Genomic DNA, 26,087 nt, shown 5'->3' with positions numbered 1-26,087 from the left:
CGTTTGTCATTTTGTGCCCAGTCTAGCGAAAGAGAAAGAAAAAAGGGTTGTCATTTCACCTTTGTATTAGACTGTTTAGAGAAAAATATTCTCCTGAGGTGGGTAATGTTAGATAAAATTGACCGTAAGCTGCTTTCGCTGCTGCAACAGGATTGTTCGCTCTCTTTGCAGGCGCTGGCAGATGCCGTTAATCTGACCACCACACCGTGCTGGAAACGTCTGAAGCGGCTGGAAGATGACGGCATTTTACTCGGTCGGGTGGCGGTGCTGGATGCCGAAAAACTGGGGTTAAATTTGACGGCATTTGTACTGATCAAAACCCAACATCACAGCAGCGACTGGTACTGCCGTTTCGTTAGCGAAGTCACGCAGATGCCGGAAGTGCTCGGTTTCTGGCGCATGGCGGGAGAATACGACTATCTTCTGCGTGTGCAGGTGGCAGATATGAAACGCTATGATGACTTTTACAAGAAGCTTGTGAACAGCGTTCCGGGCCTGTCAGATGTCACTTCTAGCTTCGCCATGGAACAGATAAAATACACCACGGCTTTACCCATTGAATAACCCTCGCGGCAGTAATTCACTGCCGGAAAATCACGTTCAGGATGTAACCGCGTGCGATTATTTGCTCAGTTAGGCTGGTACTTTCGCCGGGAATGGCAACGCTATCTCGGGGCTGTCGCCTTACTTATTATTATTGCTATCTTGCAGCTTATCCCGCCCAAAGTGGTGGGGATCGTGGTGGATGGCGTTACCGAACAGCACTTCACGACGCAACAAGTGTGGATGTGGGTGGGTGTTTTGGTTGCTGTTGCGATCGTCACCTACTTGCTGCGCTACGTCTGGCGCGTCTGGCTGTTTGGCGCATCCTTCCAACTGGCCGTTGAACTGCGTGAAGACTTTTACCGTCAGTTGAGCCGACAACACCCGGAATTTTATCTCCGTCACCGCACCGGTGATTTGATGGCGCGTGCGACCAACGATGTCGATCGCGTGGTTTTTGCCGCGGGTGAAGGGGTGCTGACGCTGGTGGATTCGCTGGTGATGGGCTGCGTGGTGCTGGTCGTGATGTCAACGCAAATCAGCTGGCAGCTCACGCTGCTGTCGCTGTTACCGATGCCGATCATGGCGCTGGTTATCAAGCGTTACGGCGATCAGTTGCACCAGCGCTTTAAGCTGGCGCAGGCGGCATTTTCTGCGTTAAACGATCGAACTCAGGAGAGCATGACCAGCATTCGCATGATCAAAGCGTTTGGCCTGGAGGATCGCCAGTCGGCGCTGTTCAGCCGTGAGGCAGCCGACACCGGTGCGAAAAACATGCGCGTGGCCCGCGTTGATGCCCGGTTTGATCCCACTATTTATATCGCTATTGGGATGGCAAATATGCTGGCGATTGGCGGCGGCAGTTGGATGGTGGTGCACGGTTCCTTAACGCTCGGCCAGTTGACCAGCTTCGCCATGTATCTGGGGCTGATGATTTGGCCGATGTTGGCGCTGGCGTGGATGTTTAATATCGTCGAGCGCGGCAGCGCTGCTTACAGTCGTATCCGCGATATGCTGGCAGAAGCGCCGGTTGTGGATGACGGTCCCGAACCGGTGCCGGAAGGGCGCGGCAATCTGAATATCGCGATCCGTGAATTTCGTTACCCGCAGACTGAAAGCGCGGTGCTCAATAACGTGGCTGTGACGCTGACGCCAGGCCAGATGTTGGGCATTTGCGGCCCGACAGGCGCCGGGAAAACCACGCTTCTGTCTTTAATTCAGCGCCATTTTGACGTTCAGCAGGGCGATATCCGTTTTCACGATATCCCGTTAACGCGCCTTCAGCTCGACGCCTGGCGCAGCCGCCTGGCGGTGGTCAACCAGACGCCGTTCCTCTTCTCCGATACCGTAGGCAGCAATATTGCGTTGGGTAAACCTGGCGCGACGCAAGAGGAGATCGAGCATGTCGCGAAACTTGCCAGCGTGCACGACGATATTCTGCGCCTGCCGCAGGGGTATGACACCGAAGTGGGTGAGCGCGGCGTGATGCTCTCCGGCGGGCAAAAGCAGCGAATTTCTATTGCCCGCGCGTTGCTGCTGAACGCGGAGATTTTAATTCTTGATGATGCACTCTCCGCCGTGGATGGGCGTACTGAACATCAGATTTTGCATAATCTGCGCCAGTGGGGCGAAGGACGCACCGTTATTATCAGCGCGCATCGCCTGTCGGCACTGACCGAAGCCAGTGAGATTATTGTCATGCAGCATGGACACATCGCACAACGCGGCCAGCACGAGCAACTGGCGCGCCAGCCGGGCTGGTATCGCGATATGTATCGTTATCAGCAACTGGAGGCGGCGCTGAATGATGTTCCGCAGGAGGCGGTTGATGCGTAATTTCACCAAACAGTGGCCAACACTCAAACGCTTACTGAAGTACGGTTCGCCGTGGCGCAAACCGTTGGCTAGAGCGGTGCTGATGCTGTGGGTCGCGGCGATTGCCGAAGTCTCCGGCCCGGCGCTGATCAGCTACTTTATCGATAATATGGTGGCGAAAAACTCTCTGCCGCTCGGCGTGATTGCCGGGATGGCAGCGGTTTATCTCGGCCTGCAACTGCTGGCGGCGCTGCTGCACTATGCGCAAGCGTTGCTGTTTAACCAGGCGGCGGTTGGCGTAGTGCAACAGTTGCGTACCGATGTGATGGATGCCGCCCTGCGCCAGCCGCTCAGCGCGTTTGATACCCAGCCCGTCGGGCAGATTATTTCGCGCGTGACCAACGATACCGAAGTGATCCGCGATCTCTACGTCACGGTGGTGGCAACAGTGTTGCGCAGCGCGGCGTTGATTGGTGCGATGCTGGTGGCGATGTTCAGCCTCGACTGGCGCATGGCGCTGGTGGCAATGGCGATTTTCCCGGCAGTATTGATTGTGATGCTGATATACCAGCGTTACAGCACACCCATTGTGCGGCGCATGCGTGCTTACCTGGCGGATATCAACGATGGTTTCAACGAAATCATCAACGGAATGAGCGTTATTCAGCAGTTCCGGCAGCAGGCGCGTTTTGGAGAACGCATGAGCGAATCCAGCCGTTCACACTATATCGCCCGTATGCAAACCCTGCGGCTGGACGGTTTTTTACTGCGTCCTCTGCTGAGCCTTTTCTCCGCGATGGTGCTGTGCGGCTTGCTGATGCTGTTCGGCTTTTCTTCCGTTGGCACGGTCGAAGTCGGTGTGCTGTACGCCTTTATCAGTTATCTCGGTCGTCTCAACGAGCCGTTGATTGAGCTGACAACGCAGCAGTCGATGTTGCAGCAGGCAGTGGTCGCCGGTGAGCGCGTGTTCGAGTTGATGGACCGACCGCGCCAGACTTACGGTTACGATGACGCGCCGCTACAAAGCGGGGCTATCGACATCGACAATCTCTCTTTTGCTTATCGCGACGATCAACTGGTGCTGCAGGATATCTCCTTGCACGTTGAACCGCGCAGTTTTGTCGCGCTGGTGGGACATACGGGCAGCGGTAAAAGTACGCTGGCCAGCCTGTTAATGGGGTATTACCCGCTAACGAAAGGGGAGATCCGTCTCGATGGGCGACCTCTTTCTGCGTTAGGGCACGCGCCGCTGCGTAAAGGCGTGGCGATGGTGCAACAAGATCCAGTGGTGCTGGCGGATAGCTTCTATGCCAACGTGACGCTGGGGCGCGATATCAGCGAAGCGCAGGTGTGGAAAGCGCTGGAAACCGTGCAACTGGCTGACCTGGCACGCACAATGAGCGACGGCATTTACACCCGGTTGGGTGAGCAGGGCAATAATCTCTCGGTGGGTCAAAAACAGCTGCTGGCGCTGGCGCGCGTTTTGGTTGAGACGCCGCAGATCCTGATTCTGGATGAGGCGACAGCGAACATCGATTCCGGCACCGAACAGGCGATTCAGCACGCGCTGGCGGCAGTGCGTGAGCATACGACGCTGGTGGTGATCGCACACCGTTTATCAACCATTGTTGAGGCAGAAACGATTCTGGTGCTGCATCGCGGGCAGGCTGTTGAGCGCGGCACGCATCAGCAACTGCTTGAAGCGAAAGGCCGTTACTGGCAGATGTATCAGTTACAGCTTGCTGGTGAAGAGCTGGCCGCCAGCGCACGCGAAGAGTCGCTTATCGCCTGATGCACCAAAATTAAGCACGCGCCTTCACGGAATCTTTGTTGGTGCAAAAAAGTAACGCACCGTGCACTGTCATGGTGCGTTTTTCTTTGCGCTTAACCTGCCGAATCACAAGCATACTTTTTTACCTTTCTTGCTCTGCCCGTCCGGGCGCACTAACAACCTGAAATCTTCCTTGTTTTCATTCCTGGCACAACGATTGCAATGTCTATTGCGTGTTAGCTGCGGCCATTATCGAATTCGACTGGAGGGGGATCTATGAAGCTGGTTACCGTGGTGATTAAGCCATTCAAACTTGAAGACGTGCGCGAAGCACTTTCTTCTATTGGTATTCAAGGGTTGACCGTAACTGAAGTGAAAGGCTTTGGCCGTCAAAAGGGTCACGCTGAGCTGTACCGCGGTGCGGAATATAGCGTCAATTTCCTGCCAAAAGTGAAAATTGATGTGGCGATCGCTGACGATCAACTCGATGAAGTGATCGATGTGATCAGCAAAGCGGCCTACACCGGAAAAATTGGCGACGGCAAAATCTTCGTTGCCGAGCTGCAACGCGTCATTCGTATTCGTACCGGCGAAGCCGACGAAGCGGCACTGTAATACCTGACACACAGTGATGGGGATCGGAACAATGAAAAACACAACATTAAAAACAGCTCTTGCTTCGCTGGCGGTGCTACCAGGTCTGGCGATGGCGGCGGCTCCCGCTGTGGCGGATAAAGCCGACAACGGCTTTATGATGATTTGCACCGCGCTGGTGCTGTTTATGAGCATTCCGGGCATTGCGCTGTTCTACGGCGGTTTGATCCGCGGTAAAAACGTGCTGTCGATGTTGACGCAGGTTGCCGTCACGTTCGCTCTGGTGTGCATCCTTTGGGTGGTGTATGGCTACTCGCTGGCCTTTGGTGAGGGCAACGGCTTCTTCGGGAATTTCAACTGGGTGATGTTGAAAAACATCGAACTGAAAGCTGTGATGGGCAGCATTTATCAGTACATCCACGTAGCGTTCCAGGGCTCTTTCGCCTGTATCACTGTGGGCCTGATTGTTGGTGCGCTGGCTGAGCGTATCCGCTTCTCTGCGGTGCTGATTTTCGTGGTGGTGTGGCTGACGCTCTCTTATGTGCCGATTGCGCACATGGTCTGGGGCGGTGGTCTGCTGGCAACGCACGGCGCGCTGGATTTCGCGGGCGGTACAGTTGTACATATTAACGCCGCCATTGCAGGCCTGGTGGGTGCTTACCTGATTGGCAAACGTGTCGGTTTTGGCAAAGAAGCGTTCAAACCGCATAACCTGCCGATGGTCTTCACTGGCACCGCTATCCTGTATGTTGGCTGGTTTGGCTTCAACGCCGGCTCTGCAAGCTCAGCGAATGAAATTGCTGCGCTGGCTTTCGTAAACACTGTCGTTGCTACTGCGGCCGCTATCCTGGCTTGGGTATTTGGCGAGTGGGCAATGCGCGGCAAGCCGTCTCTGCTGGGGGCGTGTTCTGGCGCGATTGCAGGCCTGGTTGGCATCACTCCGGCCTGTGGTTATGTGGGTGTCGGCGGTGCGCTGATTGTCGGTCTGATTGCCGGTCTGGCTGGGCTGTGGGGTGTTACGGCACTGAAACGTATGCTGCGCGTCGATGACCCGTGTGATGTCTTCGGTGTGCACGGTGTCTGCGGCATCGTTGGCTGTATCCTCACCGGTGTCTTTGCTTCTACATCACTGGGCGGTGTGGGTTACGCTGAAGGTGTGACCATGGGCCATCAGTTGCTGGTACAGCTGGAAAGCGTTGCCATCACTATCGTGTGGTCTGGCGTTGTAGCCTATATCGGTTACAAACTGGCGGACATGACGGTAGGCCTGCGCGTACCGGAAGAGCAAGAGCGTGAAGGGCTGGATGTGAACAGCCACGGCGAAAACGCCTATAACGCCTGATTACGTTGAGTTATCTCCTGAGCATAAAAAAGCCTCCGTAACGGAGGCTTTTCTTTTCTAAAGCGCGTTAGTTGCGATTGCGCATTACGCCTTCCTGCACGCTGGACGCCACCAGCACACCCTCTTGCGTGTAGAACTCGCCGCGCACGAAACCGCGTGCGCTTGATGCTGAAGTGCTTTCCACACTGTAGAGCAACCATTCGTTCATATTAAACGGGCGATGGAACCACATGGAGTGGTCAATAGTGGCAACCTGCATACCGCGCTCAAGAAAGCCCACGCCGTGCGGCTGAAGCGCAACCGGCAGGAAGTTAAAGTCCGAGGCATATCCAAGCAGATATTGGTGCACGCGAAAATCGTCCGGCACCGTGCCGTTTGCGCGGATCCATACCTGGCGGGTGGGATCGGCAACGTGGCCTTTCAGTGGGTTATGAAACTCAACCGGGCGGATCTCCAGTGGCTTATCACTGAGAAACTTATCTTTGGCCTGCGGTGGCAATAAATGGGCAAGCGCGCGGGCGATATCTGTTTCGGATTTCAGCGAATCCGGTGACGGTGCTTGCGGCATGGTTTTTTGATGTTCATAGCCGGTTTCCGGTGCCTGGAACGACGCGGTCATGTAGAAAATCGGTTTGCCGTTCTGAATGGCCGCGACGCGTCGGGCGCTGAAACTGTTGCCATCACGCAGCACTTCTACGTCATAAACAATCGGTTTTTCGCTATCGCCCGGACGTAAAAAGTAACTGTGGAACGAATGCACCAGGCGCTCGGTCGGAACGGTTTCTTTGGCGGCATACAACGCCTGGCCTACGACCTGGCCGCCAAAAACCTGGCGTAAGCCTAGATCTTCGCTCTGCCCGCGAAACAAGCCCTCTTCAATTTTTTCCAGGTTCAGTAATGCCAGCAGATTAGATAACGCCTGACTCATAGATTTCCTCAAATTAATAACGGCTGACGGAGCGAATTATCCGAATAGTATAACCTGGAAAAATTGCTGGTCCGATGGGTTCAATAATCTGAATAGAGGGCGGTTTGCAGGAATATATCTCGCACGTGTGCCACACTTGTTCAGGTTACGATGGTTTGACCACACATCCTGGCGGGCGAAACGCCTGCCGGTGCATTGAAGATAAGGAGAAATCAATGAAACTCGTGCACATGTTAAGTGGTTTAGCAGTCGCGGTCGCGCTGTCTGCCTGCGCCCAAAAGGGCGGCGATATTCCGACACCTGCACCTAACCCAAATGCACCTGCGGCAACAAATAAACCGGCGATCACGCAACCGAATGTTTCGGGTACGGTTTGGATCCGTCAGAAAGTGGCGCTGCCGCCAAACGCGGTACTCACCGTGACGGTTTCTGATGCCTCGCAGGCAGATGCGCCGTCGAAAGTGCTGGCGCAGAAAGCCGTCCGTACTGAAGGTAAACAGTCACCGTTTAGCTTTGTGCTGCCATTTAACCCGGCGGATATTCAGCCAAATGCCCGCATCCTGCTGAGCGCGGCGATTACCATTGACGACAAAATCGTCTTTATTACCGATACGGTTAAGCCGGTTATCAACCAGGGTGGTACGAAAGTTGACCTGACGTTGGTGCCGGTACAGCAAACCGCTGTGCCGCTGCAACAAAGTGGCGGGGCGGCAACCACGGTGCCTTCCACTTCTCCGACTCAGGTAAACCCGTCTGAAGCCACACCTGCGCCGACGCAGTACTAATATGACTGTGCTCCTCCCGGCCGGGAGGAGCCTTAATAAATCCAGCGATAGTGCTGTAAATCGATTTGCCCACTTCCCGATACCACCACGCCTTCCGCCAGTAGCGCCTGACGCTGACGCTGTAAATCCGGCCCGGTCAGTGAAATGCAGCCATGACGATTCACCACCCGATGCCACGGTAGCGTGCTCCCTTCCGGTAAGCGTTTCAGCACGCCGCCCACCTGGCGCGCCGCGCGCGGTACACCTGCGAGTTTCGCCACATCGCCATAGGTCGTGACATAGCCTTCGGGTATGGCGGCAACGATTTGCCATACCCGTTGCGGGAAAGAGTCCTGTGTATCCATTGTGATGTCCTGAAGGAAGAAGGGGCAGCATAAACAGCGAATCGTGTGCTGTGAAGAGGCGATTGTGCAAGAAACCAGCATCCGTCCCGGCGCGGCTTGCAATTGCCATCCCGGATAGGGATAATGCGCCAGCGCGTTGGTTAACAACGCTCTCAATGGGGGCTCTGTTGGTTCTCCCGCAACGCTACTCTGTTCACCAGGTCAGGTCCGGAAGGAAGCAGCCAGGGCAGATGACGTGTGTGCCGGGATGTAGCTGGCAGGGCCCCCACCCAATTCTGCTCCCCCATATTTTATTCACTCGCGCGAATAGCGCAGATACCCCGCAATGCCATTTTTACCGCTATCCGAAGGGTGATTAACACCTTCTGAAACCGGAATTTGCGCAAAATCGAAGGGCGAGACTCCTTCAATGCAGGCCACATTCACGCCGTATTGATCCGGGTTAGAGCGCCGCTGGTGAAATGTATAGATACCGCAAACCGAGCAAAAGTAGTGCACGGCGGTGCCGGTGTTAAAGCGATACTCGGTCAATTTATCCTTGCCTTTAAAAACCTCTATGCCTGAAAGTGGCGCCGACACGGCAACTGCGCCGCGCATTCGGCAAAAAGAACAATTACAGCGCCGCACGGTATTAAAACCGTCCGAAAGCTGCACAGAAAACGCCACCGCGCCGCAGTGACACTGCGCCATTAATTTTTCCGACATCACTTTCCTCATCAAGGCCAAACAAACGGGTCTTTCTACCTTAGTCTTTTTTACCTTTTTTGGTGGGGGAAAAGCGTGGGTTCGCGGGTGATGTTTTTATGCAGAAACGGTACGCTGTAGCCGCAAAAATAATTCTGATAAAAGGGCAGGGAGTATGCGCAACATCGTATTGGCATTGACGTTATCGGTATCGACGGCACCTTTTGCCGCCACGTTGCAGTCGGGGGTTTATGAAGAGCTGCAACTGGCGGTATCTCCGTCCGGTGAGGTGACCGGTTACTACTCTGAAACAATGGGCGTTGGTGTGACGCGAAACTGCGCGTTTGCGTTGGCGGGTAACGTGTCTCCGAACGGGGAAGCGGAAATATCCAGCTGGTCTTCTGATGTGCTGCCGGGACATCTTTCTGCCACGGCGGACGGCGTGACTTTGAAGATTGCGAACGGGCAAAGCCATGACGGCTGTATGAATGTGATGGTGCCGCAAATCAACGAGGGGATTGCGTTGAGTAAAACCCAGTCGACGCAGTGGATTTCTCTCGCCGAAGTGGTTGATGATCGGGTTTATCTCAGCAGCACACCGGACGCCAGCACGCGGCGTAAGGCGTGGATTGTTAAAGATGATGTTGTTGGTGTTCTGAAAACCGGGCAAGGCTGGACGCAGATCCAGTTTATGAGCGAGGCGGGAAAAAGCACCACTGGCTGGGTTAACAGCAAGTCGATAAAGCCGCTTACGCCGCCTGCGGGCTGAGTGTTATACCACGCTACGTTTTAATGGCGCTTCCGTTTCGCGAAGCGCCAGCCATAAGGGTTTAAGTCGTAATAGTGCATTTTCCAGCTCACTGGAATCCAGTGCGAAAGGGATGCGCAAATAGCGCTCAAACGCCCCTGTCAGCCCGAAACGTGGGCCAGCGCCGAGGTGGATACCCATCGTTTCCGCGCGTGCGGCAAACTGTATTGCCAGCATATGGGGCAGCTCTATCCAGAAAGAGAGGCCGCCTTCCGGCAGCGAGAAATGCCAGTCGGGGAAATGTTCCCGCAGCAACGCCGCACAGCCATCGCGTCGTGCTTTGAGCATGTCACGACGCGCGGGCAGGAAAGTTTCCGCATTCTCTATCAACCATAGCGTGGCCAGTTGTTCCAGTAGCGGCGAGCCGAGCTCCAGTGTATCGCGCGTCTGCACCAGCGTGGCAATGGTTCGCGATGAGGCGCGGATCCACCCTAAACGCAGCCCACCCCAGAACGTTTTCCCCGCCGAACCGAGCGTTATCACCATGCTACTGTTATCAAATGCTGCCAGCGGTGGCGGTGGGGGCGATTCATACCACAAATCAACCATCGTTTCGTCGACCACCAGTGTTGTGCGCGCTTGCGCGGCAACGCTGACGATGGCCTGGCGCGTGGCGATATCCATACAGCGGCCGGTCGGATTGTGGTAATCAGGCATTAGGTAAGCCAGCCGTGGCGCAGTCTGCGCCAGCGTCGCGGCGAACCCATCGATGTCCCAGCCCGCTTGCGGCAAGGAAACGCCAATCGGTCTGCACGACGCTCCCTGAATGGCAGCAATCGCCAGCGGATATGTCGGGTGATCGACCACCACGCGATCGCCGGGGCCGGTCAGCATGCGCAGAACCAGCGCCAGCCCGCTGAGTGCGCCATTAACTACCATCACTTCATCAGCATGCGTGGGCAAACCGTGAGCGGTATATCGTGCGGCAATCGCTTCGCGCAGCGCCTGTACGCCTAATTGCCCGTAGCCTGTGCGTGAAAGATAGGGCGGAATAGCTGCCAGTGCGTGGGTATAGGCCTGATGGATTTCCGGGCCAGCACTGAGTGCGGCAGTGGAGAGATCGAGCGCCGTCCCCGCCGTGCTGAGTGTCGGTATCGCCCGGCTATCGGGCAGGATCACGCGCGAGCCACTGCCGTGGCGGCTCTCCAGATAGCCTTCATCGCGCAGGTGTGCCAGTGCGCTGGCAACCGTTGTGCGGCTGATCTCAAGCGTAGAGGCCAGTTCACGTTCGCCAGGAAGGCGAGTCTCGATTGCCAGTCTGCCATCAAGGATCAGCAGGCGCAGCGCGTCGGCAAGTTGTCGCCATAACGGCGTGCGCGAAGCGGGTTGTTGCCAGTGACCTAACAGACGGTGTAAAGAGTGACTACCCAGGCGGCGTGATGACATATACAGTCCACTATTTTAAAACTGGACATTAATAATAAGGCCATTTCCAGTAAAGATGAAAGTCTGAACTACCGGAGATAAACAATGCTGCGTCGATTAATTCAACTTTATATAGGTCTGGTTCTGTACGGCGTTTCTACCGCCATGTTTGTGCGAGCGGATTTGGGGGCAGATCCGTGGAACGTTTTTCACTTGGGAGTAATGAAACTGCTATCACTGGATATTGGTACCGTGATGATCGTGACCGGGGCGCTGGTGCTGCTGTTGTGGATCCCGCTACGCCAGCGTCCTGGATTGGGAACAATAAGTAATGTCATTGTATTAGGCCTGGCCGCCGATGCCGCGCTGTCGCTGATGCCGGTGCTGGATTCACTGGTGGCTCGTGGCACTTTGCTGGGTTGCGCCGTGGTGGTTAATGCCATCGCAACCGGAATGTATATTGGCGCGGGATTTGGTGCCGGGCCGCGCGATGGGTTAATGACCGGTATCCATGCTCGCACCGGCTGGCCGGTGCGTACTATCCGCACGGCAATTGAAGTTTCTGTGCTGTTCATTGGCTGGCTGCTGGGGGGAACCGTTGGCGTGGGGACGGTGGTTTATGCGCTGGCGATTGGACCATTGATCCAGCTTTGCCTGCCATGGTTTCGTCAGAAACCGACGCTAAAGCCTGAGCCACAAAGTGAGCCAGCGCTATAAATGCGTATTGAATGCAATACGCAGCCCATTTTCCCCCTCAATTTTGGTGTTAAACGGGCGGTTTACTTTATCAAACGGGTAGAGGATTCTGGTGTAACAACATCCGTTGGCGTTGAAAAGGCGTGATAGTCAATGACAACACCCGAGCTCGAAACCGCAAGACTTCTTCTCAAGCCGCTGGCATCGGAAGATGCTACGCAAATTCAGCGTATTTTCCCGCGTTGGGAAATTGTGCGCTACCTGATAGCCAGTGTGCCCTGGCCCTACCCGGAAGGTGCTGCGCAGCACTATGTTGATAACGTCGCGCTGGTGGCAAACCGTGCAGGAGAAGGCTGGTTTTGGACGCTGCGTCGCAAAGCAGACCCGGCCGAGTTGATGGGTGTTATTTGCTTAATGAATACGCCAGACAATAACCGAGGTTTTTGGCTGGCACCGGAGTGGCAAGGGCAGGGTTATATGACGGAAGCTTGCCATGTGGTGAATGATTACTGGTTCAATGTGCTCGATCGCGATGTGCTGCGCGCACCGAAAGCCGTGGTGAATGCGCGTTCGAAAAAAATATCTGAACGTAGTGGAATGCGGCTGGTTCGCCGCCAGAAGGGGCAATATGTGGCCGGAGAACTGGACACCGAGCTCTGGGAGATAACCCGCGACGAATGGAATAACCTTCATCGCTGAAACCTGTCAGCCTAATGAGGCTGGCAGGATATTTAAATTTTATTGGCGATATATTTATTTGCGCTGGTTTATTTTTGTCATTTTTCTGAAATATTAATTTAATCTTTTTGTCATAATTCTTAGGCAGATTAATCTTGGGGTTTTTTAAGTTGTTATAATTCTGAAATATATTTGTGGATCAGTTCCATAACTTCGTGTATTAATTAGCATGTTTATTCACACGAGAAGGGATAATCATGGCCAGTGCTGTATTAAACGTCAAAATTGATGAAGCGCTAAAAGAGAAACTTCGTCATTACGCAGAAGTAAATAGTGAAAACCTGGGCACTGCGACAGAAAAACTGTTGCTGCTGGCTTTTCAGGCTGCGGAAGAGGCGGGAGTATCGGAAGACGACATTGATAACCAGCATACCGAAGAAGAGAGTTCTACCCCGTTAACTCCTAAAGAAATTAAAGCGTTACGCAAACTTCTGAAGAAGAAAAAATGAACCAACAACTGCTATCAACCGCCAGCAACTATGGCGAAGCCTGTGAGATGTTGCGCTCAGGTTTTGTCAAACAAGTTCGTCTGGACTGGAATATCGGAAGTGATGAGTTTTTTCGCATCGCATCAGATTGGTGCGATGCCGGAGCGAAAATTAAAAAAGAAGGGCACAGCTTTATTATTTCGATAAAAGGCTTCCCAATTCCGCGTCAGCAGTAATGTATTTGTCATGAAACTGTCATTTTAATTGCATTAAAAAATGTGATGGTGGTTTCATAATAAAAATACGTAACCATCTCAAATGCACATTACGGATGATGTTTCCGACGAGCCTTTTGTGGCTCGTCGCTATTTCTTTTCCCGCACAATATCCTTCCAACTGTATTTAGCCCCGTCTGGTATTTTCTCCGAAGCGCTCACAGGCACTGACTTGTAAACCGGGTATACTGGGAAATTGTTTGCAGCCGGGAAGCACTATGAAAACCATCACTCTTTATGATGTCGCCAGCCATGCGGGCGTCTCTTACCAGACTGTTTCGCGCGTGATTAACGATGCGGCGCATGTTTCCACAAGGACGCGTGAGAAAGTGCTTGCTGCGATGGCGGCGCTGCATTACATCCCCAATCGCGGTGCCCAGCAACTGGCGGGTAAACGCACGAAAACGCTCGGTTTGTTGACGACCGATCTGGCTTTGCATGCGCCATCGCAAATCGCGTCGGCGGTAAAATCTCGCGCCGGGCAGGCCGCTGCCAGCGTGATCATCTCGATGCTGGAGCAGCACGATGCAGCCAGTTGCGTCGCAGCCTTACAGGAGCTTCTGGCGCAGCGCGTTGAAGGCGTGTTGATCAACGTGCCGCTTGACGATGCGCTGGCGCAGCAACTCGCGGCGCAGGCGGCTCCTACGCCCGTGTTGTTCCTGGATGTTGGCGAGACGGCCGCGGTGAACAGCCTGGTGTTTGATGCCATGCAAGGTGCGAGACTTGGCGTAGAACACCTGTTGGCGCAGGGACACCGCCAGATTGCGTTGCTCGGCGGGCCGCAGACCTCGGTTTCCGCGCGTACTCGCTTTACCGGTTGGCTGGTGGCACTCCAGCAGGCGGGGCTTACGCCTTGTGCCAGCGCGCATGGTGACTGGAGCGCGGCTTCCGGCTATGAAAAAGCACATAGCTTGCTCGCTGGCACGCAGTTACCCGACGCGGTACTGGTGGCAAACGATCAGATGGCGCTTGGCGTTATCCGCGCCTGCGTCGAGAAAGGGATTGCCGTGCCAGCGCAGATCTCGGTGGTGGGTTATGACGATACCGCCGACAGCGCCTGGTTTTCCCCGCCGCTCACCACGATTCGCCAGACGTTTAAAGAGGCCGGGGAGCGAAGCGTAGACTGGCTACTCAGCCCGTCAGCTCAGGCCGATGTCACGGGTCAAACGCGGTTGCCGGTAATGCTCATCGAACGCCACTCCACCGCGCCTGCACGGCAACAGAAACTGAGCGGTGAAGTTCTTGCCAGGCGCTTAAGCGAACTGGCGCAGCAGGTGGCTATGCTGGATCGCCGTTAATACTTTTGTGATCCCCTTCGCTTTGATCCTGGTACCAGCTTTACCTGTGGTGAAAAATGCGCCATTGTACCTTTAATTGTGAGCGCTTCGCAAAATGAGGTTTTTATGTCCACTTCCGCGTTAAATTCAATACTCTCCCGCCGCGACTGGGAAAATCCGATTCTCACGCACTGGCGCCGTTTACCTGCGCATGCGCCGATGCGCAGCTGGCGCGACGAAACTTCTGCGCGCGACAACGCACTATCGCCCGCACGTCGCTTACTCAATGGTCAATGGCAATTCAGTTTTTTCGCTGCGCCAGAAGCGGTACCGGCACGCTGGATCGAAGAGGATTGTGCTGACGCGGTTGCAATGCCTGTCCCCTCAAACTGGCAAATGCAAGGTTTCGATACGCCGATTTATACCAATGTGACTTATCCGATTCCGGTAAATCCGCCGTTTGTGCCGCAAGATAATCCGACGGGTTGTTACTCGCTCACATTTGAGATGAGTGAATCAGAACTGGCGCACGGGCAAACCCGTATTGTTTTTGATGGCGTGAACTCGGCTTTTTATCTGTGGTGTAACGGGCAATGGATCGGCTACTCGCAGGACAGCCGCCTGCCTGCTGAGTTTGATTTGAGCCACGTTCTTAAGGCCGGAGAGAACCGGCTGGCGGTGATGGTGTTGCGCTGGTGCGATGGCAGTTACCTGGAAGATCAGGATATGTGGCGGATGAGCGGCATTTTCCGCGATGTCGCTTTGCTACAGAAACCGGCCACGCGGATTGCCGATTTTCACCATATTACGCAGTTAAATGCGCAATTGACTCACGCACAGTTGCAGGTTTACGCCCAGCTTGAAGGTGACTTTACCGATTGTCGCGTCGCTTTCACGTTATGGCGAGGGGAAGAAAAAATCGCCGAAGCGCAACAAACGCCGGGCAGCGCAGTGGTTGATGAGCGCGGAGGCTGGGCGGAGCGGCTGAGCGTCACGTTGCCGGTGGCTTCCCCGTTGTTGTGGAGCGCCGAGACGCCGCATCTTTATCGCCTGACGCTAACACTGCTCGATGCGCAGGAAAATGTACTGGAAGTGGAAGCCTGTAATGTCGGATTCCGCCAGGTTGAAATCAGCAACGGCTTGCTGAAACTCAATGGTAAACCGTTGCTGATCCGTGGCGTTAATCGCCACGAGCACCACCCGGAAAACGGGCAGGCGATAGATGAAGCCACCATGCGTCGCGACATTGAACTAATGAAACAACATAACTTTAATGCGGTGCGCTGCTCTCACTATCCTAACCATCCGCTGTGGTATCAGCTGTGCGATGAGTACGGTTTATACGTGGTGGATGAAGCCAATATCGAAACCCACGGTATGGTGCCGATGAGCCGCCTCGCTGATGATCCGCTCTGGCTGCCGGCGATGAGCGAGCGTGTAACGCGCATGGTGCAGCGCGATCGTAACCATCCATCGATCATCATCTGGTCGCTGGGAAATGAATCAGGGCATGGCGCGAACCACGATGCATTGTACCGCTGGCTGAAAACCACCGATCCGACACGCCCGGTGCAGTATGAAGGTGGCGGGGCAAACACTGCCGCGACCGATATTGTCTGCCCGATGTATGCGCGCGTTGATCAAGATCAGCCGTTCCCGGCGGTGCCGAAGTGGTCGATCAAAAAGTGGATCGGTTTGCCGGATGAAACCCGCCCGCTGATTTTGTGTGAATACGCCCACGCCATGGGCAATAGCTTTGGCGGCTTTGCCAAATACTGGCAGGCCTTTCGCGCTGCACCGCGCTTACAGGGCGGTTTTGTCTGGGACTGGGTCGACCAGGCGCTAACGAAAACGGACGAGAACGGGCAGACATTTTGGGCTTATGGCGGCGATTTTGGCGATACGCCAAATGACCGGCAGTTTTGTATGAATGGGCTGGTTTTCCCGGATAGAACGCCACATCCGGCGCTGTACGAAGCGCAGCGCGCTCAGCAATTTTTCCAGTTCAGCCTGCTGAGCACGCAACCGTTAGTCATTGAGGTGGAGAGCGAATACCTGTTCCGCGCCACCGATAATGAGTTTCTGCGCTGGCGCGTAGAGCGTGATGGCAATGTGCTGGCGCAGGGTGAAGCGTCGCTGGATATCGCACCGCAAGGAAAACAGAAGATTGAGCTTATGCTGCCTGAACTGCGCGCAGTACCCGGTGAAGTGTGGCTGAATGTCGAGGTTTACCAGCGGGCGGCAACACGCTGGTCGGCAGCGGAGCACCTTTGTGCATGGGATCAGTGGCGTTTACCCGCGCCGCTATATAGTGCGCCGCGCGAGGTTAAAGGTGTGCGACCGGCATTGCGGGAGAGCGCGCAAGATTACTTGATCAGCGCCGGTCGTCAGCGCTGGCAGTTCAGTCGCCAAAGCGGCGATCTGGTGCAGTGGTGGCGCGACGAGCAACCGACACTGTTAACGCCGCTCACGGACTGTTTTGCCCGCGCGCCGCTGGATAACGATATCGGCATCAGCGAGGTGACGCGTATTGATCCTAACGCCTGGGTGGAGCGCTGGAAAGCGGCTAGCATGTATGAACTGCACGCGCAGTTGCTCTATTGCGAGGCGGAAGAGGGGGCGGCGGAAGTCGTTATCCATACAGGCCATTGTTGGGTGGGGGCGGGGAAAACGGCTTTTATCAGCCACAAGCGCTGGCGCATTGATAGCCACGGTGTATTGCACGGTGATGTGGAGGTGCAGGTGGCAACCGATATTCCGCCACCGGCGCGTGTTGGTCTGGTTTGCCAGCTCGCAGAACACCATGCGCAGGCAAGCTGGTTAGGCTTAGGGCCGCATGAAAACTACCCCGACCGTAAACTGGCAGCGCGCCAGGGATTGTGGACATTGCCGCTTGCCGCGCTGCATACGCCCTATATTTTCCCCGGCGAGAATGGCCTGCGTTGCGATACGCGCATGTTGCGTTACGGCGCGCATCGACTGGACGGCGATTTCCACTTCTCGCTGGGGCGATATAGCGATAAGCAACTGCGCGAAACCACACATCACCATTTACTGCGTGAAGAAGCCGGTTGCTGGTTGCATGTCGATGCGTTCCATATGGGCGTTGGCGGCGATGACTCCTGGAGCCCAAGTGTGTCGGCGGAGTTTATTCTCGATACAGACAAGGTGCGTTACGCCTTTTGCTGGCGGCAAGACTAAACTTATCGGGCCGGATGCGGCGGGGCTGTCCTGCCGCACGGCCACTTCGGAGGTCAACTCATGAAGTATGTTGATGGTTTTGTGGTTGCCGTACCGGCGGATCAAAAGGAAGCCTACCGCCAGTTGGCGGCAAAATCTGTCGCGCTGTTTAAAGAGTTTGGCGCCACGCGAATTGTCGAATGCTGGGCGGACGATGTTCCCGACGGGAATTTCACCGATTTTCGCATGGCAGTGAAAGCTGAAGACCACGAAGAGGTCGTCTTCAGCTGGATTGAATACCCGTCAAAAGAGATACGTGACGCTGCGAATCAAAAAATCATGGCTGACCCGCGGATGCGCGAGCTGGGCAACGAGATGCCCTTTGATGGCAAGCGCATGATTTACGGGGGCTTCGTTCCCATTCTTGACGAATAAATGGCCGCTCAGGAAACTTTGGTAAACAGTGCCTTGCGCTCCAGCACATCGCCATCTGTACGGAATACGCCCCCACCGACATAGTGCAGGGTTTGCGGCCACTCCGGCTGGGGGTTAACCCGCGCAGCAACCACTTCAAAAATAAAGAAGTTATAGTTCTCCACCATCGCGTCATCGTAGAGGCGACACTCGAACTGCCCGAAACACTCTTTTATCGACGGTGCGCTGACCTTGTCGCTCTTTTCTGCTGTCAGGCCAAATTCCGCGAACTTGTCGACGTCATCGCCGGTACAGTTACCGATACGTGACACAGTATCAATCATGCTGGCTTCCGGCAGATTAATCACACACTCACCGCTTTGGCGAATGCGTGCAAAACTGGCGTTTCCCGCTGAAATCATGCAACCAACCAGCGACGGCGAAAACTCCAGAATCGTGTGCCAGCCCAACGTCATGATATTGTTTTGCCCTTGCCAGTGGCTGCTGAGCAGTACCACCGGGCCAGGTTCCAGCCAGTGCCGGACATCATGCAGCGGCCAGGATTGCTTTTTCATCATGCTTCCTCCGCGTGTTAAACCACTTTTAACAGTAGCAAAACTAGGCGGCGCGCAGGTTATTTTCCGCCCACTGAATAAACGCGTCGGGCGGCAGTGCTTTGCTGTAGAGCCAGCCCTGGCCGAACTCCACGCCGTATTTCTTTAGCCACTGGAGTTGGCCTTCGGTTTCAATGCCTTCCGCCACCATCGCCAGCCTGAGCGCTTTCGCCATATCGATGATGTGCGGCGTCACGGCTTTGTACTCCAGCGCATCGACAAATGATTTGTCTATTTTGATGATGTCGACATCCAGATTTTGCAGGTAACTCAGGCTGCAATAGCCGGTGCCAAAGTCATCAATGTAAATCGCATGCCCGGCGGCGCGTAGCGCACTGATTGCTGGTCCGCTCACCGCCGGATCGGCGAAGCCGCGTTCGGTGAGCTCAAGGGCGATTTGTGAAGGAGAGAGTTGCCACTGGGCGATCAGACGCGCCAGCAGATCCGGCAGCGCGGGATCAAGCAGATCCGCAGGCTCAAGGTTAATCGAAATATGCTGATCCGGGTGTTGATGCAACCAGGATCCTAGGGTGGAAAACACCGTTTCGACCACCAGTTTTGTCAGCTGTGGCATCAGGCCGCTGTGCACTGCCAATGGAATAAAAATATCCGGCGCAAGGTAACTGCCATCTTTCTGCCGCCAGCGTGCCAGCGCCTCAGCGCCGACCATCTTTCCGTTATCAATCTCAACAATCGGTTGAAAAAAAACGGTAATTTCGCGTCCGTGAATGGCATCCTGCAACTGCGCGCGTGGTGAGTGCAAACGGCGCAGGAGCCTTAACATCACCACAGCGAGCAGCAGACTGATCAACAAACCGAGGGGCAACCAAATCATCAATAACCGGTGCCAGTTTTTCTCCAGTGGCGCAATTGCCATCCAGGTGACAATTGCCAGCCCCATATCAGCATTGCGCTGAACCCGATAAACCGCGCCATTGGCCATAATACGCGTTGGGCCAGCCTGATTTATTTGCGCCAATATATCTGCAGTAAGTCGGGGACTTCCGGCAATACGTTGGTGTGTTTTGGTATTAATAAGCGCGATATAAACGGGGGATGTACCATGCGACAAAATATCAATAAACGACTTCGGATCGACCATCACCACATAATGCGCACTGCCGATCGCGACCATATATTGCGCCAGACCCAGATCGTTATGGCGGGTCAGCCAGGCGCGAAAGCCATCGGAGGTGATCTTTTCGGGGACGGGAAAGGGCGGAATATGGCTGTCGGCTTGCAGTGATGAGCAGAGTGGTTGCAGCCCATCCATATACAGCGCTTCTCGTACATAGCGCCACGCATACGAAATACGCCGCATCGCCAGTAAGTGTTCTGGCGTACAGGGTGCGCCATCGTAGGCATCCAGCTCCCGAAGCGCGGCTTTACTCTGGTTGATGACGCGTTGGGTTCGCATTTCGGCCAGTTCAGAGTAAGTGTCCAGATCATTCATAAAGTTTTCTTCAGCCTGGCGGTGACTCATCCAGATACTCAGGCTCACCGGCAGGAAAATGGCGAGCACCAGAGCAACTGTCGCAAGACTCATCAGTCGTCGGTTGGTCATGATCAAAAATCCTTCTTTGATACTGATAAACGAGGAGTATCTTTTAACCGCTGATGTTATAACACGCGACAGCGATTGTTTTCTTTCAGGAAAGAAAGGATGAAGAAAAAAGAGTTTGTGACCCAGGATTTGCTAAGCAAAATTTATCAAATCAGCGCGCCTGGCCCGCGCAAACTCCCGCCTGAACGACAACTGGCTCAGGAATATGGCGTCTCGCGTTTCACCATTCGACAGGCATTGGAAAAACTCGCGAGTATTGGGGTGGTCAATATTGTGCAAGGTTCTGGCATCTGGATTAACGAGCAGGCACGCAACAATCCGCTGGTTTACAACTCCATCACCGAAAAGCGTTTTGATCAGATTCGTTTCCGCATGATTAGCCTGCATAAAAAGCGCCCGGATCGCGATGAACAGCAAGTTTTTGGCCTGAGCGAGGAGAGCTTTATCTGGCAGTTTTGCCGCTTGCGATTTGTCGATGAACAAGCGGTACAAATTGAGATTTCCCGCATGCCGGTGGAAGGATTTGCCGACCTCAACCAACAGGTCATTGAACGTTCGATCCAGCAGTATGTGCTGGGGAAGGGCTACCGGATTTCACATCTGCTGACCACCTACCGGGCGGTGAGCGTCAGCCGCGAACAGGCAGCGCTGTTGGGCTGTAAAAAGGGCAGCCCGGCAATGCACATCAGTAACCGCGGGATCCTCGAAGGCGGGCAGGTGTATGAGATAAGCGACATTATTGATATCAACTACACCTGCACATATGTGATCCCGCATAACCGCGAAAACCTCACCTTCCGCCAGGGTGGCGGCTAACAGTTACGGCGTGTGGATGGCGCCGTCGGCAAGGCGGCTTTGCGTCCACTCATGCGGGCGATAGATCCCCGGATGTGCCAGCGCTTGTTGCTCATCAAAATGTACGCCAATGCCCGGTTTTTCCGGCGCATAAACGAACCCGTCTTTCACTTCCGGTGCGCCGGGGAAAACCGCATCAGTACTGGCGGAGCGAGGGATATACTCCTGGATCGCCGCATTATGCAGATGAATATTGAGATGCGTATTCACCGCCACACCAATGGGGGTCATATCGCCTGGCCCATGCCAGGCCAGACGCACACCGAATGCCTGACACAGGATAGCCAGTTTTAATGCCGGCGTGATGCCACCAATCTGCGAAATATGGCAGCGGATAAAGTCGATACGGCGATTCACAATCAACTCGTGCCACTCCGCCGGGTTGTTAAACAGTTCGCCCATCGCCAGCGGTGCGCTGCTGTGCTGGCGCACCTGGTCCAGCCACGCACTCTGGGCAGGCGGCAGAATATCTTCAATAAAATAAGGCTGATAAGGCTCAAGCTGCTTTGCTAACTGCACCGCTTGCTGCGGGAATAATCGTTCGTGAACATCGTGCAGGATCTGCAAGCGATAACCATATTTTTCCCGCAGTGCTTTAAACATCGCGACGGTGTTGACCATATAGTCTTGCTGATCAAAATAGGCGCCCGTCGTGGGGTTTTCCGGCGTATGCAGTTGCGCAGGCGTACCGCCGTAAAAACCGAGCTGGCAGCGAATATGCCGGTAGCCCTGAGCTGCCAGCTTATCGACCGCAGTAAATAATTCTTCCAGCGTTTCGCCACTGGCATGGCTGTAGGCGGCGATAGCATCACGTGATTTCCCACCAAGCAATTGGTACAGCGGCATACCCGCCAGTTGCCCTTTGATATCCCACAGCGCCATATCAACGCCTGAAATGGCATTGTTCATGACAGGGCCGTTACGCCAGTAAGCGTTGACATTCATCATCTGCCAGAGATCTTCAATATGGTTGGCGTCGCGGCCAATCAACAGGGGTTGCAGATATTCATCGACCAGCGTTTTCACCGCCAGCGGGCGTTGCTGGAACGTGGCGCAACCATGCCCCGTGATGCCTTTATCGGTTGTCACCCGTACTACCACCAGGTTGTGGCGATCGGGGCGGGTGATAAAGCATTCGATATTCTGGATAAGCGTGGGCGTCACGGAAACTCCTTTACAACATGAGATAAGCGAGTGAGGGCTATTATCTTCGCCCTAATTTTGGCGAAAGGTAAACTGTTTTATGTAATAAATTTTTGGTCAGTTATTGGTTTTATTTTTAATTAAAAACCGAACCAATTTAAGATTTGTTGTGTTTTTATGGCTTGTTGATTCTTAATTGTGACGTGATTCATATTTTATTGGTTTGTTTTAGGATTTGGCTTTCTCTACCATTTGTAGCAATGATTAAAACGACAACACATCCGGCAGGAGTTTTTATGGGGACGCAAGAAGCCATCGGTAATATTATTCGCCTGGTGGGCGGACGGGATAATATCAACAACGTCTGGCACTGCATGACACGCTTACGTTTTGACCTGATTGACGACGACAAAGTGGATCAGAATGAAATCAAAAAACTGCCGGGCGTGCTGGGGGCGCAACTGCAAAGCGACCAGTTCCAGATTGTCATTGGTCCAAAAGTAAATAGCTGGTATGAGCAACTGCTGGCTATGCTGGGCAACGCGCCAGAGCAGGCGGCAGGGCAGGGGAAAGCGCGCAAAAGCCTGGTGTCGATGTTTATGGATACGGTATCAGGTGTGTTTGGGCCGATTGTGCCCGCCATTGCTGGCGCGGGGATGATCAAAGGGCTGCTGGCCGGGTTGATTGCGCTGAAAATGGTGTCGGCGAAAAGCGATACGGTAATGGTTATCGACCTTATCGCCAGCGGCGTTTTCTATTTTCTGCCGTTTTTCCTCGCGGTTTCGGCGGCGAAAATATTCAAGACCAATGAATATCTCGCGGCGGCGGTTGCGGCTTGTCTGATGTATCCGTCGCTGATTGAGGCGGCAAAAGCGCTGGCCGCGCATCAGGATGGCGCGGTAAGCGCGTTCTGGTTGCTTAATGCGCTACCGGTGTCGGTGTTTAACTACTCGGCCAGCGTCATCCCGGTTATCTTCTCGATCCTCGCGCTGAGTTACATTCATCGCTGGGTCGATAGCATCATGCCGGATGTACTGAAAACAGTCTTTACCCCAACATTGACGCTGTTTCTCGGCGCACTGGCGGCGCTGGTGGTGATTGGCCCGATTGGCATTTACCTGGGCAAAGCGCTGGCGTGGTTTATTGAAGGGCTGTTTGGCGTTTCGGCGAGCTTTGCCGGGCTGATTGTCGGCGCGATTCGCCCGGTCGCGATCCTCACCGGGATGCACCATGCAATGACGCCGATTGCCTTACAGAACTTTAGCGAGCGCGGCTATGACATGCTGATGCCGATGATGTTTATGGCAAACATGGCGATTGCCGGGGCGACATTTGCTATCTGGCGATTGAGTAAAAACCGACAGGATAAAACCGTTACGCTGTCGGCGGCCATCTCCGCGCTGCTGGGGATTACAGAACCGGCGTTGTTTGGCGTACTGACGCGCTACAAAAAAGCGTTTATCGCCGCCACCGTCGCAAGCTCGCTGGCTTCTGCGTTCATCGCCTTCTTCGATGTGCGGCTATATGGCTACATTTTGTCGAGCATTTTCAGTCTGCCAGCCTATATTGGCCCGTACTTTATCTTTGCGGTTTCGGGCGTGGTGATTGCGCTTGTTCTGTCGTTTGTGCTGACCACTTTGCTGGTGGGCAGGGAGGCGCAAGAGTAACTTTATCGTCGGTGCGCCAGGCGGCGCACCAGCCTGTCGCCCGCCATTTGTACCCCCTGAACCAGCGCCACCAGAATCACCACCGTACCGACCATGACCTGATCGTTAAACCGTTGATAACCATAACGGATCGCCAAGTCGCCAAGACCGCCGCCGCCAATCACACCGGCCATCGACGAGAAACCGATCAGCATAACGATAGTAAGCGTGATGCTGGCCAGCAGCGTGGGTAATGCCTCCGGCAGCAGTGCTTTCGCAATCACATGCCACAGATTGCCGCCCATCGAGAGAATGGCTTCTATGCGCCCGTAATCCACTTCATCAAGCGCGTTTTCCGTTAAACGCGCGAAGAAGGGAAATGCGCCGATGGTGACCGGCACCACGGCGGCGGTGCTGCCAAGCGTGGTACCAATCAGCGCGCGGGTAAAGGGGATCAGCGCAATCAACAGGACGATAAAAGGCAGCGAGCGGCCAAAGTTGATCACTGCACCCAGCAAGGCATTCAGTTTTGGCATTGGCGCCAGCCCGTTGCCGCGGGAGACAAATAACAGCACGCCGACGGGCAAACCGATAAACACAGTAAAAAATGCCGCCAGCCCAACCATGTAAATCGTCTCCAGTGTGCCATTAAGCAGCAGTGGCCAGAGATCGTCCCAGCTCATGCGACCACGCATAACGGTCTCCCATTAAAACCATGGCGGGCGAGAAACGCCTGTTCGGCTTTTGGGTCGTGCAATAGCGCCTGGCGGAGTTTTGACCACGGCGCGACCAGTAAATCGGCGATTTTTCCACTCTCAATAAGCTCGCCGTTTTCCAGCAACGCGGCGTGATCGCACAGGGTTTTCACCACCTCCAGCTCGTGAGTGATTAGCACAATGGTGAGGTTCAGTTTTTGGTTGATATCTGCCAGCAGTTCGAGCACGGAGGCGGTGGTTTGTGGATCCAGCGCGCTGGTGGCTTCATCGCACAACAGCACATCCGGCCTCGTCGCCAGTGCGCGGGCGATACCGACGCGCTGTTTTTGCCCACCAGAAAGTTGTGAGGGAAAGGCCTGGGCTTTTTCGCTCAAGCCGACCAGCCAGAGTAGCTCTTCGACCCGCACCTGGCGCTGCGTTTTTGCGACACCGGCGATTTCCAGCGGCACGGCAATGTTGTCGGCCACTGTGCGTGCATGCAGTAAATTGAAGTGCTGGAAAATCATGCCGGTGCGTAGACGATGCTCGCGCAATGCCGCTTTGTCTAACTGCGTGATGTCGTTGCCGTTGACAATAATGCGGCCCGCCGTGGGCCGCTCCAGCAAGTTAAGACAGCGAATCAGCGTGCTTTTGCCCGCGCCACTGCGCCCAAGGATGCCGTAAATCGCCCCCTTCGGTACGCTCAGCGAGACCTCTTTCAACGCCGGTCGGCCTGTTCCGGCATAGATTTTACTCAGCCCTTCAATGTTTATCATGACTGCGGCGCGACCGGGATCACCGAGCCGTTATATTGCTTACGGATAAACTCCGCCACCTGCGGCGAGGTGAGATCTTTCGCCAGTTCTTTGATACGCGGATCATTAGCCAGCTGTGGATTGGTAACCAGAATATTGGCATACGGGTTGTGGTTCGCGCTCTCCAGGCCGAGCGCATCTTTCGCCGGGGTTAACCCGGCTTCCAGCGCGTAGTTACCGTTAATGACTGCCAGATCGACATCATCAAGCGAACGCGGGATCTGCGGTGATTCGATCTCGAGGATCTTCAGATGTTTTGGGTTGTCGGCAATATCTTTCGGTGTTGCCTGCGTAGTTGCCGGGTCGGTGAACTTACTGTTGAGCTTTATTAGCCCCTGAGCTTGCAGCAGGAACAGCGCGCGGCTCAGGTTAGTCGCGTTGTTTGGAACGGCTACGGTGGCGTTGTTGGGCAGCGATTTGAAATCTTTATATTTGTGCGAGTAAATGCCGAGAGGTTCGATATGAACCGTCGCGGCGACGGCAAAGGTTTTACCCAGCGCTTTTTCCTGATCCTTCAGGTAGGGAACATGCTGGAAATAGTTCGCATCGACGTCGCCATTCGCCAGCAATTCGTTGGCGTTAGCACCGCTGGTCAGCTCCACGACTTGCAGATCCAGTTTTGGATCGATCTTTTTGATGTAGTTAAGAATTTCTGCATGTGGCACCGGGTCGGCAGCAACGCGCAGAGCGGCAGCCTGGGCGGAAGACCAGGCCAGTGAAAGAGACAGTGCAACCCCTGCCAGAGTAAAAGCGGCATGTTTCATGATG

The 26,087-nt window shown here is 54.6% G+C and carries 26 protein-coding genes and 1 other RNA gene; 17 read left to right on the top strand and 10 right to left on the bottom strand.

The window, feature by feature from the left end:
* The first annotated feature begins 105 nt into the window (after positions 1-105).
* From ACFX4O_RS04175 to amtB, 5 genes are all read left to right on the top strand, one after another.
* Positions 106-564, top strand: coding sequence for an Lrp/AsnC family transcriptional regulator (locus tag ACFX4O_RS04175; protein WP_045509214.1), 459 nt, complete (start codon positions 106-108; stop codon positions 562-564).
* 51 nt (positions 565-615) lie between these two features.
* The gene (locus ACFX4O_RS04170) at positions 616-2,379 is read left to right on the top strand and encodes a SmdA family multidrug ABC transporter permease/ATP-binding protein (RefSeq protein WP_380207478.1); all 1,764 of its coding nucleotides are present in this window, start codon (positions 616-618) and stop codon (positions 2,377-2,379) included.
* Positions 2,372-4,150, top strand: coding sequence for a SmdB family multidrug efflux ABC transporter permease/ATP-binding protein (locus tag ACFX4O_RS04165; RefSeq protein WP_380207476.1), 1,779 nt, complete (start codon positions 2,372-2,374; stop codon positions 4,148-4,150). Before ACFX4O_RS04170 ends, ACFX4O_RS04165 begins: the two co-directional genes overlap by 8 nt.
* 255 nt (positions 4,151-4,405) lie before the next feature.
* Positions 4,406-4,744: a P-II family nitrogen regulator gene (glnK, locus tag ACFX4O_RS04160; protein WP_002891893.1), complete on the top strand. Its 339-nt coding sequence runs from the start codon at positions 4,406-4,408 to the stop codon at positions 4,742-4,744.
* Between the two features lie 31 nt (positions 4,745-4,775).
* Positions 4,776-6,065, top strand: a complete 1,290-nt coding sequence (amtB, locus tag ACFX4O_RS04155) for an ammonium transporter AmtB (RefSeq protein ID WP_131410127.1) — start codon at positions 4,776-4,778, stop codon at positions 6,063-6,065.
* Positions 6,066-6,132: 67 nt separating this feature from the next.
* Here amtB and tesB read toward each other — a convergent pair whose 3' ends face one another.
* Positions 6,133-6,993, bottom strand: coding sequence for an acyl-CoA thioesterase II (gene tesB / locus ACFX4O_RS04150; protein ID WP_131406036.1), 861 nt, complete (start codon positions 6,991-6,993; stop codon positions 6,133-6,135).
* A gap of 215 nt (positions 6,994-7,208) precedes the next feature.
* Between tesB and ACFX4O_RS04145 the strand changes: the two genes are divergently transcribed.
* Positions 7,209-7,778: a YbaY family lipoprotein gene (locus ACFX4O_RS04145; RefSeq protein WP_200552965.1), complete on the top strand. Its 570-nt coding sequence runs from the start codon at positions 7,209-7,211 to the stop codon at positions 7,776-7,778.
* A gap of 32 nt (positions 7,779-7,810) precedes the next feature.
* Here ACFX4O_RS04145 and ACFX4O_RS04140 read toward each other — a convergent pair whose 3' ends face one another.
* Positions 7,811-8,122, bottom strand: coding sequence for an MGMT family protein (locus ACFX4O_RS04140; RefSeq protein WP_380207473.1), 312 nt, complete (start codon positions 8,120-8,122; stop codon positions 7,811-7,813).
* Positions 8,123-8,287: 165 nt separating this feature from the next.
* Here ACFX4O_RS04140 and ffs point away from each other — a divergent pair.
* An RNA gene (gene ffs / locus ACFX4O_RS04135) (signal recognition particle sRNA small type) lies at positions 8,288-8,384 on the top strand.
* Between the two features lie 32 nt (positions 8,385-8,416).
* Here ffs and ACFX4O_RS04130 read toward each other — a convergent pair.
* Positions 8,417-8,830 carry a GFA family protein gene (locus tag ACFX4O_RS04130; protein WP_380207471.1) on the bottom strand — a complete coding sequence of 138 codons (414 nt, stop codon included), beginning with the start codon at positions 8,828-8,830 and terminating at the stop codon, positions 8,417-8,419.
* A 151-nt stretch (positions 8,831-8,981) separates the two neighbouring features.
* Here ACFX4O_RS04130 and ACFX4O_RS04125 point away from each other — a divergent pair, with 151 nt between their 5' ends.
* Entirely contained in the window at positions 8,982-9,575 is a 594-nt protein-coding gene (locus ACFX4O_RS04125; RefSeq protein ID WP_380207469.1) for a hypothetical protein, read from the top strand.
* Positions 9,576-9,578: 3 nt separating this feature from the next.
* Here the strand turns inward: ACFX4O_RS04125 and ACFX4O_RS04120 are convergent, their stop codons facing one another.
* Positions 9,579-11,000, bottom strand: a complete 1,422-nt coding sequence (locus ACFX4O_RS04120; protein WP_380207467.1) for a PLP-dependent aminotransferase family protein — start codon at positions 10,998-11,000, stop codon at positions 9,579-9,581.
* 84 nt (positions 11,001-11,084) lie between these two features.
* On the opposite strand from ACFX4O_RS04120, the gene ACFX4O_RS04115 reads away from it, so the two are divergent.
* The 7 genes from ACFX4O_RS04115 to ACFX4O_RS04085 all read left to right on the top strand — a co-directional run bounded on the left by ACFX4O_RS04115 (position 11,085) and on the right by ACFX4O_RS04085 (position 18,008).
* On the top strand, positions 11,085-11,696 hold the full coding sequence (locus ACFX4O_RS04115; protein ID WP_380207465.1) for a YitT family protein: 612 nt from the start codon (positions 11,085-11,087) through the stop codon (positions 11,694-11,696).
* 132 nt (positions 11,697-11,828) lie between these two features.
* The gene (locus ACFX4O_RS04110) at positions 11,829-12,374 is read left to right on the top strand and encodes a GNAT family N-acetyltransferase (RefSeq protein WP_380207463.1); all 546 of its coding nucleotides are present in this window, start codon (positions 11,829-11,831) and stop codon (positions 12,372-12,374) included.
* A 236-nt stretch (positions 12,375-12,610) separates the two neighbouring features.
* A complete protein-coding gene (locus ACFX4O_RS04105; RefSeq protein WP_017459970.1) occupies positions 12,611-12,862 on the top strand; it encodes a hypothetical protein in 252 nt (83 codons plus the stop codon).
* Positions 12,859-13,077, top strand: a complete 219-nt coding sequence (locus ACFX4O_RS04100) for a hypothetical protein (protein ID WP_131406044.1) — start codon at positions 12,859-12,861, stop codon at positions 13,075-13,077. The genes ACFX4O_RS04105 and ACFX4O_RS04100 overlap by 4 nt, the downstream gene beginning before the upstream one ends.
* Before the next feature lie 257 nt (positions 13,078-13,334).
* Positions 13,335-14,414 (top strand): LacI family DNA-binding transcriptional regulator, encoded by a 1,080-nt coding sequence (locus ACFX4O_RS04095; RefSeq protein WP_380207461.1) that lies wholly within the window; start codon positions 13,335-13,337, stop codon positions 14,412-14,414.
* Between the two features lie 105 nt (positions 14,415-14,519).
* Positions 14,520-17,594: a beta-galactosidase gene (locus ACFX4O_RS04090; RefSeq protein ID WP_380207459.1), complete on the top strand. Its 3,075-nt coding sequence runs from the start codon at positions 14,520-14,522 to the stop codon at positions 17,592-17,594.
* Between the two features lie 60 nt (positions 17,595-17,654).
* On the top strand, positions 17,655-18,008 hold the full coding sequence (locus ACFX4O_RS04085) for a DUF1428 domain-containing protein (protein ID WP_131406047.1): 354 nt from the start codon (positions 17,655-17,657) through the stop codon (positions 18,006-18,008).
* Between the two features lie 8 nt (positions 18,009-18,016).
* Here ACFX4O_RS04085 and ACFX4O_RS04080 read toward each other — a convergent pair whose 3' ends face one another.
* Both ACFX4O_RS04080 and ACFX4O_RS04075 read right to left on the bottom strand, forming a co-directional pair.
* Positions 18,017-18,562: a flavin reductase family protein gene (locus tag ACFX4O_RS04080; protein ID WP_380207634.1), complete on the bottom strand. Its 546-nt coding sequence runs from the start codon at positions 18,560-18,562 to the stop codon at positions 18,017-18,019.
* Between the two features lie 43 nt (positions 18,563-18,605).
* Complete coding sequence (locus tag ACFX4O_RS04075) at positions 18,606-20,165, bottom strand: EAL domain-containing protein (RefSeq protein ID WP_380207457.1); 1,560 nt, start codon at positions 20,163-20,165, stop codon at positions 18,606-18,608.
* A 99-nt stretch (positions 20,166-20,264) separates the two neighbouring features.
* Here ACFX4O_RS04075 and ACFX4O_RS04070 point away from each other — a divergent pair, with 99 nt between their 5' ends.
* Complete coding sequence (locus ACFX4O_RS04070; RefSeq protein ID WP_380207455.1) at positions 20,265-20,981, top strand: GntR family transcriptional regulator; 717 nt, start codon at positions 20,265-20,267, stop codon at positions 20,979-20,981.
* A gap of 3 nt (positions 20,982-20,984) precedes the next feature.
* Here the strand turns inward: ACFX4O_RS04070 and ACFX4O_RS04065 are convergent, their stop codons facing one another.
* Complete coding sequence (locus tag ACFX4O_RS04065) at positions 20,985-22,184, bottom strand: enolase C-terminal domain-like protein (RefSeq protein ID WP_380207453.1); 1,200 nt, start codon at positions 22,182-22,184, stop codon at positions 20,985-20,987.
* Between the two features lie 275 nt (positions 22,185-22,459).
* Between ACFX4O_RS04065 and ACFX4O_RS04060 the strand changes: the two genes are divergently transcribed.
* A complete protein-coding gene (locus tag ACFX4O_RS04060; protein ID WP_380207451.1) occupies positions 22,460-23,830 on the top strand; it encodes a PTS transporter subunit EIIC in 1,371 nt (456 codons plus the stop codon).
* Between the two features lie 2 nt (positions 23,831-23,832).
* Here ACFX4O_RS04060 and ACFX4O_RS04055 read toward each other — a convergent pair whose 3' ends face one another.
* The 3 genes from ACFX4O_RS04055 to ACFX4O_RS04045 are packed head-to-tail and all read right to left on the bottom strand — an operon-like array spanning position 23,833 to position 26,083.
* The gene (locus tag ACFX4O_RS04055) at positions 23,833-24,492 is read right to left on the bottom strand and encodes a methionine ABC transporter permease (RefSeq protein ID WP_380207633.1); all 660 of its coding nucleotides are present in this window, start codon (positions 24,490-24,492) and stop codon (positions 23,833-23,835) included.
* Entirely contained in the window at positions 24,489-25,280 is a 792-nt protein-coding gene (locus tag ACFX4O_RS04050; protein ID WP_380207449.1) for a methionine ABC transporter ATP-binding protein, read from the bottom strand. Before ACFX4O_RS04050 ends, ACFX4O_RS04055 begins: the two co-directional genes overlap by 4 nt.
* Positions 25,277-26,083, bottom strand: a complete 807-nt coding sequence (locus ACFX4O_RS04045; protein WP_380207447.1) for a MetQ/NlpA family ABC transporter substrate-binding protein — start codon at positions 26,081-26,083, stop codon at positions 25,277-25,279. Before ACFX4O_RS04045 ends, ACFX4O_RS04050 begins: the two co-directional genes overlap by 4 nt.
* Positions 26,084-26,087: the final 4 nt, after the last annotated feature.

Source organism: Kosakonia sp. YIM B13571, assembly GCF_042788095.1.
Taxonomy (GTDB): domain Bacteria; phylum Pseudomonadota; class Gammaproteobacteria; order Enterobacterales; family Enterobacteriaceae; genus Kosakonia; species Kosakonia quasisacchari.
This window is presented reverse-complemented; position numbering and strand designations above follow the sequence as displayed.

Coding starts and splice junctions, on each gene's coding strand:
- ACFX4O_RS04045 (WP_380207447.1), bottom strand. CDS start 26,083: ATGAAACATGCCGCTTTTACTCTGGCAGGGGTTGCACTGTCTCTTTCA.
- ACFX4O_RS04145 (WP_200552965.1), top strand. CDS start 7,209: ATGAAACTCGTGCACATGTTAAGTGGTTTAGCAGTCGCGGTCGCGCTG.
- ACFX4O_RS04140 (WP_380207473.1), bottom strand. CDS start 8,122: ATGGATACACAGGACTCTTTCCCGCAACGGGTATGGCAAATCGTTGCC.
- ACFX4O_RS04175 (WP_045509214.1), top strand. CDS start 106: ATGTTAGATAAAATTGACCGTAAGCTGCTTTCGCTGCTGCAACAGGAT.
- ACFX4O_RS04075 (WP_380207457.1), bottom strand. CDS start 20,165: ATGACCAACCGACGACTGATGAGTCTTGCGACAGTTGCTCTGGTGCTC.
- ACFX4O_RS04085 (WP_131406047.1), top strand. CDS start 17,655: ATGAAGTATGTTGATGGTTTTGTGGTTGCCGTACCGGCGGATCAAAAG.
- ACFX4O_RS04105 (WP_017459970.1), top strand. CDS start 12,611: ATGGCCAGTGCTGTATTAAACGTCAAAATTGATGAAGCGCTAAAAGAG.
- ACFX4O_RS04100 (WP_131406044.1), top strand. CDS start 12,859: ATGAACCAACAACTGCTATCAACCGCCAGCAACTATGGCGAAGCCTGT.
- tesB (WP_131406036.1), bottom strand. CDS start 6,993: ATGAGTCAGGCGTTATCTAATCTGCTGGCATTACTGAACCTGGAAAAA.
- amtB (WP_131410127.1), top strand. CDS start 4,776: ATGAAAAACACAACATTAAAAACAGCTCTTGCTTCGCTGGCGGTGCTA.
- ACFX4O_RS04095 (WP_380207461.1), top strand. CDS start 13,335: ATGAAAACCATCACTCTTTATGATGTCGCCAGCCATGCGGGCGTCTCT.
- ACFX4O_RS04125 (WP_380207469.1), top strand. CDS start 8,982: ATGCGCAACATCGTATTGGCATTGACGTTATCGGTATCGACGGCACCT.
- ACFX4O_RS04080 (WP_380207634.1), bottom strand. CDS start 18,562: ATGAAAAAGCAATCCTGGCCGCTGCATGATGTCCGGCACTGGCTGGAA.
- ACFX4O_RS04070 (WP_380207455.1), top strand. CDS start 20,265: ATGAAGAAAAAAGAGTTTGTGACCCAGGATTTGCTAAGCAAAATTTAT.
- glnK (WP_002891893.1), top strand. CDS start 4,406: ATGAAGCTGGTTACCGTGGTGATTAAGCCATTCAAACTTGAAGACGTG.
- ACFX4O_RS04165 (WP_380207476.1), top strand. CDS start 2,372: ATGCGTAATTTCACCAAACAGTGGCCAACACTCAAACGCTTACTGAAG.
- ACFX4O_RS04115 (WP_380207465.1), top strand. CDS start 11,085: ATGCTGCGTCGATTAATTCAACTTTATATAGGTCTGGTTCTGTACGGC.
- ACFX4O_RS04060 (WP_380207451.1), top strand. CDS start 22,460: ATGGGGACGCAAGAAGCCATCGGTAATATTATTCGCCTGGTGGGCGGA.
- ACFX4O_RS04090 (WP_380207459.1), top strand. CDS start 14,520: ATGTCCACTTCCGCGTTAAATTCAATACTCTCCCGCCGCGACTGGGAA.
- ACFX4O_RS04055 (WP_380207633.1), bottom strand. CDS start 24,492: ATGAGCTGGGACGATCTCTGGCCACTGCTGCTTAATGGCACACTGGAG.
- ACFX4O_RS04120 (WP_380207467.1), bottom strand. CDS start 11,000: ATGTCATCACGCCGCCTGGGTAGTCACTCTTTACACCGTCTGTTAGGT.
- ACFX4O_RS04110 (WP_380207463.1), top strand. CDS start 11,829: ATGACAACACCCGAGCTCGAAACCGCAAGACTTCTTCTCAAGCCGCTG.
- ACFX4O_RS04050 (WP_380207449.1), bottom strand. CDS start 25,280: ATGATAAACATTGAAGGGCTGAGTAAAATCTATGCCGGAACAGGCCGA.